General features: G+C 41.9%; 14 protein-coding genes and 1 pseudogene. 2 read left to right on the forward strand and 13 right to left on the reverse strand.

The features are described from left to right. Position 1: 1 nt before the first annotated feature. On the reverse strand, positions 2–385 hold the full coding sequence (locus ACKPCE_RS02250; protein WP_319504041.1) for an L-rhamnose mutarotase: 384 nt from the start codon (positions 383–385) through the stop codon (positions 2–4). A 1-nt stretch (position 386) separates the two neighbouring features. Then, the gene (locus ACKPCE_RS02255; protein ID WP_319504042.1) at positions 387–2,030 is read right to left on the reverse strand and encodes an alpha-L-fucosidase; all 1,644 of its coding nucleotides are present in this window, start codon (positions 2,028–2,030) and stop codon (positions 387–389) included. A gap of 212 nt (positions 2,031–2,242) precedes the next feature. Between ACKPCE_RS02255 and ACKPCE_RS02260 the strand changes: the two genes are divergently transcribed. Then, on the forward strand, positions 2,243–3,103 hold the full coding sequence (locus ACKPCE_RS02260) for an AraC family transcriptional regulator (RefSeq protein ID WP_319505907.1): 861 nt from the start codon (positions 2,243–2,245) through the stop codon (positions 3,101–3,103). 1 nt (position 3,104) lies between these two features. On the opposite strand, the gene ACKPCE_RS02265 is transcribed toward ACKPCE_RS02260, so the two are convergent. The 3 genes and pseudogenes from ACKPCE_RS02265 to ACKPCE_RS02275 all read right to left on the reverse strand — a co-directional run bounded on the left by ACKPCE_RS02265 (position 3,105) and on the right by ACKPCE_RS02275 (position 4,200). After that, on the reverse strand, positions 3,105–3,296 hold the full coding sequence (locus ACKPCE_RS02265) for a GyrI-like domain-containing protein (RefSeq protein ID WP_319504043.1): 192 nt from the start codon (positions 3,294–3,296) through the stop codon (positions 3,105–3,107). Next, positions 3,268–3,441 (reverse strand): annotated as a pseudogene (locus ACKPCE_RS02270) (helix-turn-helix domain-containing protein); the annotation flags it as partial. The pseudogene ACKPCE_RS02270 and the gene ACKPCE_RS02265, both read right to left, overlap by 29 nt. A gap of 69 nt (positions 3,442–3,510) precedes the next feature. After that, positions 3,511–4,200, reverse strand: coding sequence for an HAD family hydrolase (locus tag ACKPCE_RS02275; protein WP_319504045.1), 690 nt, complete (start codon positions 4,198–4,200; stop codon positions 3,511–3,513). Between the two features lie 86 nt (positions 4,201–4,286). On the opposite strand from ACKPCE_RS02275, the gene ACKPCE_RS02280 reads away from it, so the two are divergent. Next, positions 4,287–4,880: a Crp/Fnr family transcriptional regulator gene (locus ACKPCE_RS02280; RefSeq protein ID WP_319504046.1), complete on the forward strand. Its 594-nt coding sequence runs from the start codon at positions 4,287–4,289 to the stop codon at positions 4,878–4,880. Here the strand turns inward: ACKPCE_RS02280 and ACKPCE_RS02285 are convergent. From ACKPCE_RS02285 to ACKPCE_RS02320, 8 genes are all read right to left on the reverse strand, one after another. Next, positions 4,855–5,382 carry a GNAT family N-acetyltransferase gene (locus ACKPCE_RS02285; RefSeq protein ID WP_319504047.1) on the reverse strand — a complete coding sequence of 176 codons (528 nt, stop codon included), beginning with the start codon at positions 5,380–5,382 and terminating at the stop codon, positions 4,855–4,857. The genes ACKPCE_RS02280 and ACKPCE_RS02285 overlap by 26 nt on opposite strands. Then, on the reverse strand, positions 5,366–6,097 hold the full coding sequence (locus ACKPCE_RS02290) for a carbon-nitrogen hydrolase family protein (RefSeq protein WP_319504048.1): 732 nt from the start codon (positions 6,095–6,097) through the stop codon (positions 5,366–5,368). The genes ACKPCE_RS02285 and ACKPCE_RS02290 overlap by 17 nt, the downstream gene beginning before the upstream one ends. 227 nt (positions 6,098–6,324) lie before the next feature. After that, positions 6,325–8,415 carry a DUF4906 domain-containing protein gene (locus ACKPCE_RS02295; RefSeq protein WP_319504049.1) on the reverse strand — a complete coding sequence of 697 codons (2,091 nt, stop codon included), beginning with the start codon at positions 8,413–8,415 and terminating at the stop codon, positions 6,325–6,327. 155 nt (positions 8,416–8,570) lie between these two features. Beyond that, positions 8,571–10,664 (reverse strand): DUF4906 domain-containing protein, encoded by a 2,094-nt coding sequence (locus tag ACKPCE_RS02300; protein ID WP_319504050.1) that lies wholly within the window; start codon positions 10,662–10,664, stop codon positions 8,571–8,573. Between the two features lie 68 nt (positions 10,665–10,732). Further along, positions 10,733–12,904, reverse strand: coding sequence for a DUF4906 domain-containing protein (locus ACKPCE_RS02305; protein WP_319504051.1), 2,172 nt, complete (start codon positions 12,902–12,904; stop codon positions 10,733–10,735). 71 nt (positions 12,905–12,975) lie between these two features. Then, positions 12,976–13,869: a FimB/Mfa2 family fimbrial subunit gene (locus ACKPCE_RS02310; RefSeq protein WP_319504052.1), complete on the reverse strand. Its 894-nt coding sequence runs from the start codon at positions 13,867–13,869 to the stop codon at positions 12,976–12,978. A gap of 7 nt (positions 13,870–13,876) precedes the next feature. Further along, a complete protein-coding gene (locus ACKPCE_RS02315) occupies positions 13,877–14,944 on the reverse strand; it encodes a fimbrial protein (RefSeq protein ID WP_319504053.1) in 1,068 nt (355 codons plus the stop codon). Between the two features lie 62 nt (positions 14,945–15,006). Further along, a complete protein-coding gene (locus ACKPCE_RS02320) occupies positions 15,007–16,482 on the reverse strand; it encodes a DUF3868 domain-containing protein (protein ID WP_319504054.1) in 1,476 nt (491 codons plus the stop codon). Positions 16,483–16,519 lie beyond the last annotated feature (37 nt).

A 16,519-nucleotide genomic window follows, 5' to 3' on the forward strand; every position in this document is an offset into this window, starting at 1 on the left:
ATTATTCATACAAATAAAAAATACGCTCCATCTTCTTCCACTTTTCTGCTGAAGTTTCACCCGGCTTACAGAGTTGGAAGACCGCCATATAGTCTTCCCACTCTTTTTGCAGAGGCAAAGTAGCTAGTTCCGCCATCGCCTTATCCCAATCAAAATCAAGCGGAGTTTCAACAATCATGAATAGACGATTCCCCGAGATGTAGATTTCCATTTCTAAGATACCAACCGAACGAATACCCTCCCTGATTTCAGGCCATGCATACGCTTGACTATGAAACATAATGTACTCTTGTATCAACTCCGGAACATCTTTCAGCTCCATTGTCTGACAATATCTTTTCGTGGAACAATCGTGCTCTTTTACCCGGTACCCTTTATCACTCATATTACTTTATTTTAAATACAGGAGCAATCTTATTAGTCTGTTTATCGGGCATGTTAATGATCAAACCCTGGTTGGTACGAGTAAATGTTACTTTTCCGTATCCCAATAGTTCGACTTTGCTAATCTTACCGGGGTACAACGTATTGCCTTTTGCCAATGATTTTATGATGACCTGCTTCTCTTCCGGCCATGCCAAAACCGTAGCGTATAAGTTTTTATCTTTTTGCGTAAAACGTATTTCTTTGGAAGTAGCCTTGTTGTAAGTTCCTTCATTGAACCCTTGCGCATTCATGGGAACAGTAGATTCGGCTATAGGTCCCTCTCCAAAAATTTTCCAGGGACGAGTATCGATAATACCTTCTTTGTTAACAGTCATCCAATCGCCAAAGTCATTCAATATAGCTTCTTCTTTTTCATCAAATGTACCATCTGCACGCAAAGGAACACTCAACAGCAAGTTTCCGTTTTTACTTACAATATCAACGAGTAATTTAACAACAGACGCGGCCGATTTATAACCGTTATTTTCATATATTGACGTATTATAATGCCATCCACCAATACAAGAACATGACTGCCAGGGCTCATCAACAATTCTATCGGGTGCTCCACGTTCCACATCCCAGACCAACGCTTTACGTTGCTCACTATCTAATATCTTACCAAACATGACAGCGTCCAAACGACCTTTATGTGTAGCCATGTTATGATTATAATAATGAGCGGCGATCTTTAGTCCGGCATCACTCACCGGATAGAAAGGGGCAACGGTCACATCAAAATAAATCAAATCAGGATTGTAACGGTTGATAGCATCAAGCGTACGATTGTAAAAGTTGGTAATATACTCCTGAGTAGGCACACAAGCGCCATTCTCCCATCCCCATTGTTGATGAATCATTCCATCACTCCAACTACCTTTACTCAACGGATGATTTTGGGCATACAAATCCTGAGGATCATATTCTTCCCACCATTTTCCTTTACCATCGGCTTTGGTCAAAGTTCCGTCATAAGGGATACCTGCCTTTGGGCCCAATCTGTCATAACGTTGTGATGGTTCATACCAAATCCACGCATGGTCAGCGTGAAAACTAATACCGAAAGGCAATTCATATTTACGTGCAGCTTTCTCCCATTCTGCCAGAATATCTCTTTTAGGGCCCATGTTTACAGAGTTCCAAGGCTGATACTTACTGTCCCATAGATCCATGTTATCGTGATGATTACCTAAGGCAAAAAAGTACTGTGCACCAATCTTTTTGTATAGGGCAACTAACTTATCCGGGTTCCATTTTTCTGCTTTAAACAGGGGGATGATGTCTTTAAAACCAACTTCAGAAGGATGGCCATAATGCTCCAGATGATATTTGTATTCCCTTGAACCTTCCATGTAAAGCGAACGGGCCATCCAGTCGCCCGACCCCTCTACACATTGAGGTCCCCAATGTGCCCAAATACCAAACTTAGCATTCCGGAACCATTCGGGCACCTTGTAATTTTTTAAAGACTCCCAAGTCGGTTTGAATTTCCCTTCCATCATCTTTTCATCTTTCTCAGAAACAGGAACCTGATAGTTCTGTGCACCTGTCATCTCTGCAAATAATAAGAATATGGCTGCAAATAGAAAATGTTTTGTTTTCATGGTATGATTCTTTTATCTGTTTTTCATTTTTGAATGCTACAAAGATATGAAGCAGGACAACATCATAGTAATACAAAGGCGCTATTATATAGTCTTTTATCGATATTATTGCATGTAATAGCTTAAAGAATAGGATAAATGAGCGACCGAATATGAAAATATCGACTCCCGGCTTTGATATTGCCGAGAGATGTATTTATTTTGCATATACCATGACACAATCTATTGACCAGTTGCACCTGTTGGTGCTTAACGTAGGACTTGCCATTCACAACGCCGATTGGAATTGGCAAAATATAAGCAGTCCTTTTACCCGGCTTTATTACGTTACCGAAGGGAGTGCTTACATTCAACTACCCACAGGGAAACAAGAATTAAAGCCGCATCATTTGTACCTTATACCCGCATTTACAACTCACAGTTATGTGTGTCACTCGCATTTTGTTCATTATTACCTACATATTTATGAGGATCACCAATCAGAATCAAGCATTCTAGAAGATTGGAACTTTCCCATAGAAATTACCGCCGGTGAGTTTGAGTTGCTACTGATCAAAAGATTATGCAGCATCAACCCCACCATGCAGCTATCACAATCGGATCCTACCAGCTACGATAACGATCCCACACTTATTCAAAACATCATCAAAAACATGCAGCGTACTTTTTCGGATAAAGTTGAATCAAGAGGCATTGTGTACCAGCTCATCGCTCGCTTTCTTAAAGAAGGAAAACCTAAAATAGAATTGAATGACAACCGCATCCGAAAAGTACTTTCTTTTATCCGGAAAAACATCTATAAGCCGATGAACATTGACACGTTGGCAGAGATATCTTGCTTATCAAAAGATCATTTTATCCGCCTTTTCCACAAAGAAATAGGTATTACTCCTTTGCAATACATCAATCAAAAGAAAATTGAGAGAGCACAACTTATTTTAATAACAGAAAGCATACCGGTAAAAAACATAGCCTACTTATTGTCGTATGAAGATCATTCCTATTTCAACAGATTATTTAAAAAGACAACCGGAGTTGCACCACAACAGTATAGAGAAATGTATAAGAAATAAATTACTGCAATGGGATATAAATCTCTGTCTTTAGTTTTTCTTCTTCTGTTCGAGACGGATCATTGATGTATTTCTCAAACACAGATGCATTACGAAGTTCGTAGCCACAATCGGGCAACCATTGAGCAAAAATAGTATCGTATACAATTCCAAGATTAGTATAGGGACCTTGATAAAGAAGACGGAACTTCATATCCTATACTATAAGCAATTTGCTCTACCGTGAGATCTGAATAACGAAGCAAACGGGCTGCTGTTTCCAATCGTACTCTCAAGATATAAGCCCCCAAAGGTTCACCTAAAAAGGCTTTCATGATACGATGAAAGTGATAAGTAGACAAAAAGGTAGGATAAGATATGCAGTTGTCCTTTTCCTATCTTGCTAAAAACTTCAGGAAAGCATCTATTTATAAATAGTTCAAAACTTCCTCTATCTTTTCTAATCTGAAAAATTCATGAGAAACACTACCATCAATCTGTGTTTCATACTGCCAGGTTATGTGATGCGGAATATGCACAGCACGCCCTCCTATTGCTAGGACCGGCTCAATATCAGATTTGATAGAATTACCAATCATCAGAAACTCTTGTGGCTTACATCCTATGCCATCAATCATTTTCTGATAGTCGGTCAAGGTTTTATCACTCATTACTTCAATACGGTCAAAATAATGCTGTATTCCGGATTTTCTTATTTTTCTTTCCTGATCTAGCAAATCACCTTTAGTGGCCAATACCAATTGATACTTATTAGTCAATGCCGAAAGAACAGTTTCAACCCCGGGAAGAATTTCAACCGGAGTTTGCAACAACTCATGTCCCAGCTTTAGTATTTCCTGCACGGCCTTCAAACCGTTCTCTTCTTTGGCCACTTTACATACTGTTTCAATCATACAAAGCATCATTCCCTTAGCTCCATATCCATACAAATGTAGATTTCTCATTTCCGTACGGAGTAATTCGGCCGAAGCCTGTTCACTTGTTACGTAACAACCTACCATCTTACAAAAATTCGCCTCAAACTCTTGAAAATACGCCTCATTTTCCCAAAGGGTGTCATCGGCATCAAAAGCAACAACTTTTATTCCATCTATCATACATTAAACTATATTTTATATATTTGTAGGAACAAAGGTAGATCGATTACAACTAACATAAAAGGACAAATGTCCTAACAACATCTATGCAGCAAACAAATAATATCATACTATCGCTTATAGAAAAGGTTTACGCAAATGAATCTTCCAAGAATGTTTCGTTAAAAAAGTATCTAAAAGGAGCAGACATCTTAAAGCAAGGGCAAATAACACAGCATGTTTTAATAGTAAAAAACGGGCTGGTAAAATGTTTCTATAGCGAAGAAAACTGTAAAGAGTTCATTTTTGATTTCCTAGGTTCAGGCGAAGTAGTAGGTGAAATAGAAGCCATTAGGCATATAAAATGTTTATGCAACATTCAGGCAGTAACAGATGTTGAAGCATATAGTTTCTCGACTTCGTGTTTTCATTCCCTTATAGAACAGAATCGCGAATTTAGAGATGTTATTTTAGGAGAACTAGCCGAACGGTTAATTAAAACAAGCCAGAGAGCTTCTTTTCAAAAAGCATATTCTGCAAAGTATGGACTACTTAAGCTGCTTGATATACAGAAAGAGGGAAACCTAAAATTGTCCAAATCAGACATGGCCTCTTACTTAGGCATTGACATTAGGAGCCTGAACAGATTATTGCATGCCGAGCAAGACAAGGACGTCAGACTAATTTCTCATACAATTTGAACCAATGAAGTCCATAATTCCCCAAGCCTAGGTCGACGGTATCCATGTAGTGAAACCCGCATTTTTCATAGAGAGATATAGCAGGTAAATTCTTCTCGTAAACATCCAGTCGGATAGATTTTATTCCACATAAAGCCGCTTGTTCAATAGAAAATCGCATTAAGGCACGACCAATGCCCGTATGCATAAAGGCAGGGTGAACCACGAAGGTACGGATCATAAATATTTTGTCATAACCAACCTCTGTTTGCCACTTTACTCCTTCATAAGCTTCTTCCGGTTGATGATCGAGCACAACAGAACCAGCAATGCGCTCATCATGACGCAACACAAAAAGAGTATTGTTTTTCACTCCGTTAAGCGCATTTTCACGAATCGGATAAATGCCCTTGATCCATCCCGGATAATTAACCGTAGCAGATAAGTAATCGTTTAGCTCATTGTACAATTGCTCTAACTCATCAACATCATTCAAGGAGCCGGGTTCAATAATATAGTTCATTAACAAATTTGGTTTCAGTATCATATATAAGAAGTCCTTCTGTTTTGTCGTCAAGCTGAGCCAGCAGCTGTCCGTCCGAATTCCAGACAGATGATTTTCCGGCACACTTATACCCACCCGAACAGCCAACATAATTTGACATGAAAGTGATCATTTTGTAGGTTGATGCTATTTGAGATAATCTTTGCAAATCGGCATCTACCCCACCCACTGAATCTAAAACACTCGCCATGTAAACGGTAGCCTCCATTCGCTGTGCCTTTTCGGCATGTGCCGCATTCGATAATTCGTAGCAAATGGCAGGTGCAACAATCTCCTGCGATCCGGCAGCAATTACACAAGGTGTATTTCCCGGAGTAAACACATCTACTTCCGTGGGATACAAGTATTGTTTGGAATACGTAATCCGTTGTTTGTATGGCTGAAATATAACCATGCTGATAAACAACTTCTCATCCAATTTTGTAGGTAAACCTGCACAAATAATGATATTTTGCTGATCACTTCGTGTTTGCAAAGCATCCAAACGGCTATCTTCGGAATGTGTAGCTAAATTCTTTGCCAGTTCGGGCTCGTAACCGGTCAGCGAAAGTTCGGGAAACATGATCAAATCAACGTTCTGTTCCAACGCTTCCTCAATGAATGCTACATGTTTATTTAGGTTCCTCTCGATATCTCCCTTTAGGGCTTCTATCTGTGCGATGGCTATTTTCATACTTTGATTATTATTTAATGTCTGGACAAAAATAATCAATAAATTTCTATCGTGTAATTTTACCACCTATTATTTACACTTTATATTTACTAGAACTATTGACTCATTAACGAATTGAAGCTAACTAAAAAAAGGGGCTATCTTACTTTTCAGATAGCCCCTACAAACAAAACAAACAAATGGCCGTGATTCACATCATGAGCTTATCTTTAATAGCCTAAATTTAATCATTCATCCTTTACACAACGAACAGTAACACCGTAAGCACGTCCCCAATAATTAGCCGGAGCCACGGTACCTCCTGAGTTGAAGCCCAGCCGGTAAGCAGACATGTTATTTGGTGATGCTGACCAACTGTAACCACTCGCACCTACAGCGTTAAACGAGCCTTCATAAGCGTGTCGGCAACCTGATGCAGGATAATAAGTTTCTACACCTGCACGCGTAAACTTATATCCTTTATAAGTTGTAGAAGAATAAACACCTCCGTAAGTAACTGTAGATCCCGAGGATTCTGTGTAAGAATAAGAAAATGTAGTTGTATAACTGTGCACCCAATACCTCCAAGGCGCATAATCAGTTGAAATTGGAATTCCCGCTACTCCGTAGAATGGAGGAACACGCCAACCAGCCGGACAAGGATCAAATATAGTTTTAGCTGCGGTTAATTCAACATTCCACAAATAATCGTTCTGATATTCTGTGCTATTGGTATACCAATCATGAGGAGAAGACGGACTTATATAAAAAACAAACGGATTACGCAACGAATTCGCAAAATTTTGCGAGACAGAAACAGCCTGCACGTTACTTAACACATTCATATTTGCACCTGATTCATTAAAAACAGAAACAGGATCAGCTCCATCTGATATGATCCAACTGTCAGCTCCAGGAAAAGGATCTTTCCTCCCCCATTGGTAAAGCAAGCCTGTAGAACCAGCATCGATATCGTTATAATCATTACGAGTCGCACCCAAATTTCTGTCCATAAAAACATAGTCACGATAACCGTTATTTATAGTGTAGCTACTACTTGAAGGATTATAACCCGTTATCCAAATGTGCCATGACCAAAGCACTTCATTTGCACTATTCTTAATCTGCACCACTGCATTACCGCCGTTGTTACTTGCAGGCGTATTGGCAGTAACCGTAAAACTACCTGTCGGACCTGTTCCTGTAGCATTACTGACTGTTACCAAACCAGCTACGCTCTGCCATAGAATACTGGCAGTCCAGCTATCTTCGGTTAAGAGTTGGTAATAAGTCCCGTTATACAAAACACTCCCGTCAATGGCAATAGGACTTTCATTGGCACGCTCCACAGGTATGCTCACGCTTCCTCCCGGAGCAATCATGTAGCAATTGGAGTTGCCTCCCACAATAGCGGGAGTCGTAAGTTCCACTGAAACTCTTGAATCCACATCATTGCGTTTTAACGTAATATTATATGTATAGCTGCAATTACGCTTCATGTTGAAGTTGGTGGTATTATTGGCTCCCAGATAAACCTTCCAAGTTGCTTTGTATCCCCGAACTCCACCGTTTATCACCACATAAGTGGCGCTATCCGGTGCATTCGCCTTGATCTTTTGATTTTGTGCAGCAATGCTACTGTTTACACCTCGTCGGTTTTCGAACATATAAAAAGTAGTGTTCACACTACTAGCACCACCTGCATCAATCAACCCACTGTTTGTCCAGTGAGCGGTGGTATTTATATTATTTGGCTCAACGCTTGTTTCACCGGTAATATCGATGGAATCTTTTTCGGTAGTAAGCGGACGATTAATGTAATAGGAGTTAACAGGCAGACTGCATATCTTATAGTTCGTAATGGTAATACCACTGCCCGCTGCCACACCAACAGCCAGGTTTACTTTAGCAGCCAAGCGACTAACCGTCATACCGTTCGCAAGTGTACTCTCGCCTGCATCAATTGTTACACTCTCTTTGCTGCCCGCCATAAGCAAATAATCTGAACCTATTATATCACTCCACAATGTTATGTTAGTCGTTAAGTCTTTTAATTTCTGTTCTGTAGAAGCAACCGCTCCGTCAAAAAGAGTCGAATTGCCCGTATTGGCAATGGCATAGATGGTACAGTTTGTTCCGCTGCGGGCAGTTACGGTGTAAGGTGCTGAGGTTTTATAACTCTTGCCTGTGAGTTCACCCAAACTGTTATAAACCAATATGTGAAGATCATGAATAGTATTTTCATCCAATGCACGGGTGGAAATGTTATCAGGAGTGTTGGCACGGACATCCAAACGAACAACAGCAAGTTCACCTTCACCGTTTTGTACAAACGGCATTGCATCTGTTGTACAGCCATTCGTGCATATCAACACAAATGCTACACAAAAAAGTGAAAGTAAAAACTTAACTAATATTCTATTTACCATCTTGATCTTAACTCAAAAAATATATCATTCTTAATATAACCTGTTATTGCATATTCGAAACATCATCAGTCATCTTTCACGCAACGAATTCCAAAGCCATTTGCACGGCTGAAGTTGTAGGCGGGGTACACGAAACCACCCGAATCGAAGTATAGGTAGTATCCGTACGCAGAATAAGGTGATGCTGACCAAAAATAGCCGTAGGAACCTACGTTGTAAAATGCACCCGTACTATATACCCGAAGACCGGAAGCTGAATAATAACCGATACCTGTAAACAACATACTATAGTTCGAAAACAAATTTGCAGAGTAACCATCCCAGGGTGATTTACTACCCGTCCATGGTGGTACACGCCAACCAGTTGGACAGGGATCAAAAGCTGTTTTGGAAGTGAAAGCGATAACGCTGATGGTACCTCCACCCCACAAATCATTATTTTGAGAACCACCATTGGTATACCAGTCGTAGGGAGAAGAAGCATTTTTATAAAACACAAATGGGTTACGTACTGAGTTAGTAAAATTTGCAGATGCAGAAACGGTTTGTACATTAGTCAAAACATTCATGCTTGTGCCCAATGCATTGTAAACAATCGTGGGATCAGTATCATTTGAAATACTCCAACTGCTTGCGCCCGGGAAAGGGTCTTTCCTGCCCCACTGATAAAGAAGACCAGATACCTCAGAAGCCTGATCTGTAGTCGTGGAAGTGGCAGCGGCCGTTGCGCCTAAATTACGATCCATAAACACATACGTTTTGGCTCCATTGGAACGGGAGTATGTAGTACCGCCATTATTCGGGTCATAGCTAGTAACCCAAATGTGCCATGACCAAAGTACTTCGTTTGCACTATTCTTAATCTGCACCACTGCATTACCGCCGTTGTTACTTGCAGGCGTATTGGCAGTAACCGTAAAACTACCTGTCGGACCTGTTCCTGTAGCATTACTGACTGTTACCAAACCAGCTACGCTCTGCCATAGAATACTGGCAGTCCAGCTATCTTCGGTTAAGAGTTGGTAATAAGTCCCGTTATACAAAACACTCCCGTCAATGGCAATAGGACTTTCATTGGCACGCTCCACAGGTATGCTCACGCTTCCTCCCGGAGCAATCATGTAGCAATTGGAGTTGCCTCCCACAATAGCGGGAGTCGTAAGTTCCACTGAAACTCTTGAATCCACATCATTGCGTTTTAACGTAATATTATATGTATAGCTGCAATTACGCTTCATGTTGAAGTTGGTGGTATTATTGGCTCCCAGATAAACCTTCCAAGTTGCTTTGTATCCCCGAACTCCACCGTTTATCACCACATAAGTGGCGCTATCCGGTGCATTCGCCTTGATCTTTTGATTTTGTGCAGCAATGCTACTGTTTACACCTCGTCGGTTTTCGAACATATAAAAAGTAGTGTTCACACTACTAGCACCACCTGCATCAATCAACCCACTGTTTGTCCAGTGAGCGGTGGTATTTATATTATTTGGCTCAACGCTTGTTTCACCGGTAATATCGATGGAATCTTTTTCGGTAGTAAGCGGACGATTAATGTAATAGGAGTTAACAGGCAGACTGCATATCTTATAGTTCGTAATGGTAATACCACTGCCCGCTGCCACACCAACAGCCAGGTTTACTTTAGCAGCCAAGCGACTAACCGTCATACCGTTCGCAAGTGTACTCTCGCCTGCATCAATTGTTACACTCTCTTTGCTGCCCGCCATAAGCAAATAATCTGAACCTATTATATCACTCCACAATGTTATGTTAGTCGTTAAGTCTTTTAATTTCTGTTCTGTAGAAGCAACCGCTCCGTCAAAAAGAGTCGAATTGCCCGTATTGGCAATGGCATAGATGGTACAGTTTGTTCCGCTGCGGGCAGTTACGGTGTAAGGTGCTGAGGTTTTATAACTCTTGCCTGTGAGTTCACCCAAACTGTTATAAACCAATATGTGAAGATCATGAATAGTATTTTCATCCAATGCACGGGTGGAAATGTTATCAGGAGTGTTGGCACGGACATCCAAACGAACAACAGCAAGTTCACCTTCTTGAATCTCGGTTTCTATACCCGATACAGTAATATCTTCCGAGCAACCACTCAGAAATAATAATACTAAACCGACACAAAAAGACAAAAAATATCTTACCATTACACTTGTTACTTCGTCACTTTTAAGAAATAAAATATTATACTAATCAATGAAACATCTAAAAAATATTACTCTTTGACGCAACGCACCGCTAGACAATAAGCGCGGTAACCTGAATCATAGGCAGGATACACGTTACTAGAGCTGAAGAACAAACGGTATGCAAACGTGGAATTCGGCGATGCAGACCAATAATATCCATCGGTACCTATGAAGCCGAACGCGCCTGTGGAATTGAATCGACCACCAGATGCCGGATAATAAGTCTCTACTCCTGCACGCGTAAATTTATATCCTTTATAAGCTTGATCATAAACACCTCCGTAAGTAACCGTACTACCTGATAAATCCGTATAAGAATTAGAGAATGGTGTGGTACCACTGCTGTTTGCCCAGTACCTCCAAGGAGAGTAATCTGTTGAAGAAGGAGTACCCGCAGTTCCGTAAAAAGGCGGTACACGCCAGCCTGCAGGGCAAGGGTCAAATACCGTTTTTGCAGCAGTTGACTGAGCATTCCATAAATATAACGTTTCATCACTACCATCAGACCAATCTGCACTACCTTTTATAAAATGAGCTGGATATCGTATTGACTGTGTAAGCCCCGTAGTAGTGGAAAATTGTACAGTAGTTATCTCACCGTAAAGAGTCGGTTCTGTTGTCGTCCAAACTAAACTATTCGGAAAAGGGTCTTTTCTTCCCCATTGGTAAAGCAAGCCTTTAGAGCCGGCATCAGTATCGCTATAATCGTTTCGAGTAGCACCTAGGTTTCTATCCATAAACACATAATCACGATAACCGTTATTTATAGTGTAATAAGTATTTGAAGGATCATAATTTGTTACCCAAATATGCCATGACCAAAGTACTTCATTAGCACTGTTTTTTATCTGCACCACTGCATTACCGCCATTACTACCCGCAGGCGTGTTAGCCGTTACGGCAAAACGTCCCGTAGGACCTGCACCCGTAGCATTGCTGACCGTTACTAGTCCAACCGTACTTTCCCAAAGTAAACTGGCAGTCCATGTGGTTTCAGAAAGGATCTGATGATATGTACCATTCGTTAGCGTAGCCCCCGTAATGACAATGGGGCTTTCATTGGCACGCTCAACCGGGATGGTAACCGCTGTGCCCGGAGCAACTATATAACAATTTGCTTTATCGCCCACAATAACCGGCATAGTTTGCTCAACGGTAACTCGTGAATCCACATCATTACGTTTTAACGTAATGTTATATGTATAACTGCAATTGCGCTTCATATTGAAGTTGGTGGTATTATTGGCTCCTAAGTAGACCTTCCAAGTAGCTTTATAACCTAATGCTTCACCGTTTATTACCACATAGGTAGCACTATCCGGTGCATTCGCCTTGATCTTTTGATTTTGTGCAGTAATGCTGCTGTTTACACCCCTTCGGTTTTCGAACATATAAAAAGTAGTGTTCACACTACTGGCACCACCTGTATCAATCAGCCCACTGTTTGTCCAATGGGCAGTAGTACTTGTACTATTTGGTTCTGTGCCTGTTTCACCGGCATTGTCCGTTTCTGAACTTTCGGTAGTAAGCGGACGATTGATATAGTAAGAATTAACAGGCAGGCTACATATCTTATAGTTCGTAATGGTAATACCGCTGCCCGCTGCCACACCGATAACCAGATTCACCTTGGCTGCCAGCCGCTTCACCGTCATACCGTCCGTTTCTGTAAATGAATTATCTCCGGCATTAATTGTTACATTATCTTTGCTGTCTGTCATAAGCAGGTAATCCGAGCCAGTCATGCTGTTCCAGAAAGTTATACTAGTCGTTAAATCTTTTAATTTCTGTTCCGTAGAAGCAATCGTCCCGTCAAAAAGAGTAGAATTGCCCGTATTGGCAATGGCATAGATGGTACAGTTTGTTCCGCTGCGGGCAGTCACGGTGTAAGGTGCTTCTGTTTTATAACTCTTGCCTGTAAGTTCACCCGAACTGTTATAAACCAATATGTGAAGATCATGAATGGTATTTTCATCCAATGCACGGGTGGAAATGCTATCAGGGGTATTGGCGCGCACATCCAAACGAACAACAGCAAGTTTACCTTCCTGAGTTTCGGTCTTGCCACCCGATACAGCAATGTCTTCCGAGCAACCACTCAGAAAAAGAGGCATTAAACCAACACTACAAGATAGGAATAATAAAGTATATGGTATGCTAACTATTTTATTCAAATATATCCAAACAGATTGCTGCATAATTCATCTTTCCGGATCTGAAAACCGGTGTTTGTTTGTTATTCGTTTGTTATGCTTTTAACTCTTCCCTATTACATCTCGGTATTCTGATCAGAACTTCCCCAAGGAAGTACACTGATACTCACAAACATTCGCGCATAGCGAAAATCAATACTTATATACGTTTCCTTACCTGGACTGGCTTTAAGCTGAGTACCTTCATCGTCCGTAGTAATAGTAAACAGCTTTTCATCGTTACGATATAAATCGATATAGATATGCTGGTCTTCATTAGTAGGGAAGACGCGAAAAAGAGGAGCCACCCATTCGTCTTTGTCACTCACGGGATTCATAACAGGTGCATAACCCGCTTCTTCACCCAATGGCTCAGCTAGAAAACTGAGTGCCGTACCGGTACCACGCACCACAATGCGTAAGGTCCCCTCTGAACCAAAGTATTCTCTCGCATGGCTGACTTTTACAGCCAGTGCAGCAGAAAGACGTTCCATTACCAGTTTGACCGTATCATTTTCCATTGCACGGGTAGTGCTACCAAGAGTCTGGCGACTGTAAAACAAGTCGGTAACGGGCATGTTGTAACCCGTAGCCAACTGTAACAATTCTATCCGGGCTTCTTCCAACGAAGTACCTACGGCAAGCGAAGGTAATTTCAGGCTATCACCTTTCAAATTTCCCCAAGCCACCAGCGTAAGGCTTTCATCCTTTTCGGCACCAAACCGGAAGTCAGAAGAACTACCTCTGGGAACCATACGAACAAAGCCATTCTCGTCAAAGAGATACAAATCCATGGAGGTAACAACCCCCGAAGAGGTGACATCCTCGCCCGAAGGGGTGACCGCCCTGACTGTCAATTCATACTGCACACAAGCATCTGTCTGCTCACGAATGCAGCTAAAAAGCAACAAACAGGTAAGCAAAAAGCAAAACATACGGTAGGTAAAAGTCAGGGCGTTCATTCTGTTCATCTTTTAGTTACTCAAAAACAACATCTTGGCTAATTACAAGAGCCCAGTCTTGTACGGTGACACCAATTGTCAATGCAGCCGGTTCAATATCAGTGGATGGGCTGGATACCCCTTTACCTTTGATTGTCAAAGTTAACTTATAAGCCTGATTTCGTGCTATGGTTGCATCACCTGTTCCACCTGTTATAGTAGTTCCCGTTTGGCTTTTATTAACCACAACCGGATAATAAACTGTTTCTTCTCCTCCAGTTACTCCATCAGCATCAAACGTCCCTTTAATAACAAATTTAGTTGGAGAGGTTGCATCATTGGCAAATGTATAAAACCAGTAAGGAGTGGTATAGGCCGTTCCTGTAATAGCTTGGTTCAAGGTGTTAATAAGGTATTCGTTACCGGCAGTTTCACCATTAATAAGATTAGTAGTGGTGGGAGTCTCCGGATTAACCGTTGAGGTTGATTTAGCATTATAAAGAAAAATATCCGTAGCCGTAAAAGTGGCATCTTTGTATTGACCGCTAGGGTCAAAAGCCGTTTGGATGCTGGAAATAGAGATGCGTGATACAAGACGGCTCAGGTTTAGTGTTTTATTATTGGGACCCGCAATTGTAAGATTTACACCTGTCTCCTGAGCGGACATGGGAAAATTGGTGTTGACTTGTGCTCCTCCGCTGTTAGTCTGAGAAAGCGCAACTGTTTTGGCTATGAAGGCAGTTTTATCGGCAACTCCTGCAAATGTACCGGAAGGGGCATTAGCCACTGCAATGAGGGTACAGTTAGTTCCGGGGGTACAATTTATAACAGCGCTTTTGGCACTCACTTGTGCAGTGGTAAACTCGGCAATCGTATTGGTACTGCCATCTGAATTAAACACACCTACAGCTACGGTGTTGATTTGATTTTCAGCACCGGTATCCCCAGGTAGAGTGCCGGTTGCACGGGTAGTGGTTCCCAAAATATTGAGTTCCAACTTGGCTATTTTACTCTCTTCACCACCCGTAGCAGGGTCTGTATCGCTAGAGCAAGCAGATAGAATGATTGCACAAAAGGCAGTCATCAGATAAAAGTTCTTTTTCATAACAATCTGGTTTTCTGATTTAATTTTAATACTATGGAATTATCTATTTTTATCGTTCTTAATTATTCTTTCTTACGCAGCAGTTCCAATGCCTCTTTCGCCTGAGGGACTCCTGCCGCAGCAGCCATCTGAAGATAAACCTCCGCCTTGTCTCGGTTCCCTTCCAACAGATACAGGATACCCATGTTGTTGTAAGCTATCGGAAGTGTAGCGTGTTTCCCCATATAGGCTCGCGCTTTAACTGCATCGCGTTTACTCAATGCCACAGCAGCCGCATTGATAGCAGCTTCGGGTGAGTCGGGGAACAAACGGGCAGCCAAGTCGAATGCATCGTTGTATTCGTTGCTGCCTTTGGGATAGCTCTGTGCCACGGCAAAGAATTCGGAAAGTTTCAAACTGCGTGAGCCCATCTCGAAGAGACGGCGGCCCTCGGCCGTTTCCATGTTGCGCTCGGTATAGCTGATGGCGTATTCCAACCGGCGAACTTGCGGAAAGATGCGATCACAAAGGTAGCGATACGAGGTACCGTCGGCCAGCTGCATCAGCATGCGTTCACGCCCTTTAGTCAGTTCCACCGTGTTAATAATGTCTGACACAGCATGTCCCAAAGGCATATCAGACCCGGCAACGAGTGTACGAATGGAGTCCCAGTCTTCCGCTACCCAACTGACGCGGATGGGTAAGTTACCGGCAAGGTAGTTCTCACGAAGGTGGTCTTTCAGAGCCAATGCACGCAAGGAACCCGCCTTTTCATTTTTGCGATAATTACCATCTGGGGCTCCGTAACCGGTAATAGCCAGCTCCTTAACAGTTACACCATTACGTTTTTGGAGCGAATTCATCGCCTCGCGAAGACGAAAATAAATCTCATGATCTAATTTATCAGCAGACAGTTTGCTTAAATTCGGCTCCTTATAAAGCGAAATAACACCACGACTCACATTCAGTGTATCCGGAGATTGTGAAAGAGATACAACATTCGTCAGGTTCAGGTACTGGTAGTCTATTTCTTTACTAACCTCGGAAGTACGTGAAGCTGGTAAAGGCATCGCATCGGCTATCTTATCTTCCATGGTTAAAGCCGGTTTGCCATTGCAACCGCACTCTTCAGTACGAAGAACTAGGACAGCATCTTTCATCCAATCTTTGTAAGGTATCTGCACCTTATAAGAAAAATGACGAGCTGAACCGTGGTCGTCTTTGATCACCACCGAAGGAGCATTAGTGCCTTGTGTCTTCTTCCCTTTGGAAAGCACTTGGCTGCGGTTATAAACTTTCTGTTTCAAAGGACCGTTAAGCAAAATAGAGGGAAGTTCCAGACTTTGCCCGGAGGTTTGCAAGACAGGGGTCAGGGTCAGGGACTCGTCCGAGGGTAATTTCAGATTCTGATAGCTCACACCCATGTTCACCTGCAGTTTGCCCGAAGAGACAGAAAGAGCTTTGTCAGTAACCTGCAGTTGTCCCTTGTAGGCCGACTGACAGTAAGCGCTCCCGCAAAAAAACAGGAGTAGCAGCAACGCAATTGCATTCTTTTTCATTCTCGTTAGATATATCGTTCTTATTTATTTTGTTTAT

Origin of the sequence: Bacteroides graminisolvens (assembly GCF_963666085.1) — a bacterium.
GTDB classification, from domain to species: Bacteria; Bacteroidota; Bacteroidia; order Bacteroidales; family Bacteroidaceae; genus Bacteroides; species Bacteroides graminisolvens.

Excerpts from the sequence above, each read along its gene's own strand:
- ACKPCE_RS02250 (WP_319504041.1), bottom strand. The coding sequence starts at position 385 with ATGAGTGATAAAGGGTACCGGGTAAAAGAGCACGATTGTTCCACGAAA.
- ACKPCE_RS02255 (WP_319504042.1), bottom strand. The coding sequence starts at position 2,030 with ATGAAAACAAAACATTTTCTATTTGCAGCCATATTCTTATTATTTGCA.
- ACKPCE_RS02260 (WP_319505907.1), top strand. The coding sequence starts at position 2,243 with ATGACACAATCTATTGACCAGTTGCACCTGTTGGTGCTTAACGTAGGA.
- ACKPCE_RS02265 (WP_319504043.1), bottom strand. The coding sequence starts at position 3,296 with ATGAAGTTCCGTCTTCTTTATCAAGGTCCCTATACTAATCTTGGAATT.
- ACKPCE_RS02275 (WP_319504045.1), bottom strand. The coding sequence starts at position 4,200 with ATGATAGATGGAATAAAAGTTGTTGCTTTTGATGCCGATGACACCCTT.
- ACKPCE_RS02280 (WP_319504046.1), top strand. The coding sequence starts at position 4,287 with ATGCAGCAAACAAATAATATCATACTATCGCTTATAGAAAAGGTTTAC.
- ACKPCE_RS02285 (WP_319504047.1), bottom strand. The coding sequence starts at position 5,382 with ATGAACTATATTATTGAACCCGGCTCCTTGAATGATGTTGATGAGTTA.
- ACKPCE_RS02290 (WP_319504048.1), bottom strand. The coding sequence starts at position 6,097 with ATGAAAATAGCCATCGCACAGATAGAAGCCCTAAAGGGAGATATCGAG.
- ACKPCE_RS02295 (WP_319504049.1), bottom strand. The coding sequence starts at position 8,415 with ATGCCGTTTGTACAAAACGGTGAAGGTGAACTTGCTGTTGTTCGTTTG.
- ACKPCE_RS02300 (WP_319504050.1), bottom strand. The coding sequence starts at position 10,664 with ATGGTAAGATATTTTTTGTCTTTTTGTGTCGGTTTAGTATTATTATTT.
- ACKPCE_RS02305 (WP_319504051.1), bottom strand. The coding sequence starts at position 12,904 with ATGCAGCAATCTGTTTGGATATATTTGAATAAAATAGTTAGCATACCA.
- ACKPCE_RS02310 (WP_319504052.1), bottom strand. The coding sequence starts at position 13,869 with ATGAACAGAATGAACGCCCTGACTTTTACCTACCGTATGTTTTGCTTT.
- ACKPCE_RS02315 (WP_319504053.1), bottom strand. The coding sequence starts at position 14,944 with ATGAAAAAGAACTTTTATCTGATGACTGCCTTTTGTGCAATCATTCTA.
- ACKPCE_RS02320 (WP_319504054.1), bottom strand. The coding sequence starts at position 16,482 with ATGAAAAAGAATGCAATTGCGTTGCTGCTACTCCTGTTTTTTTGCGGG.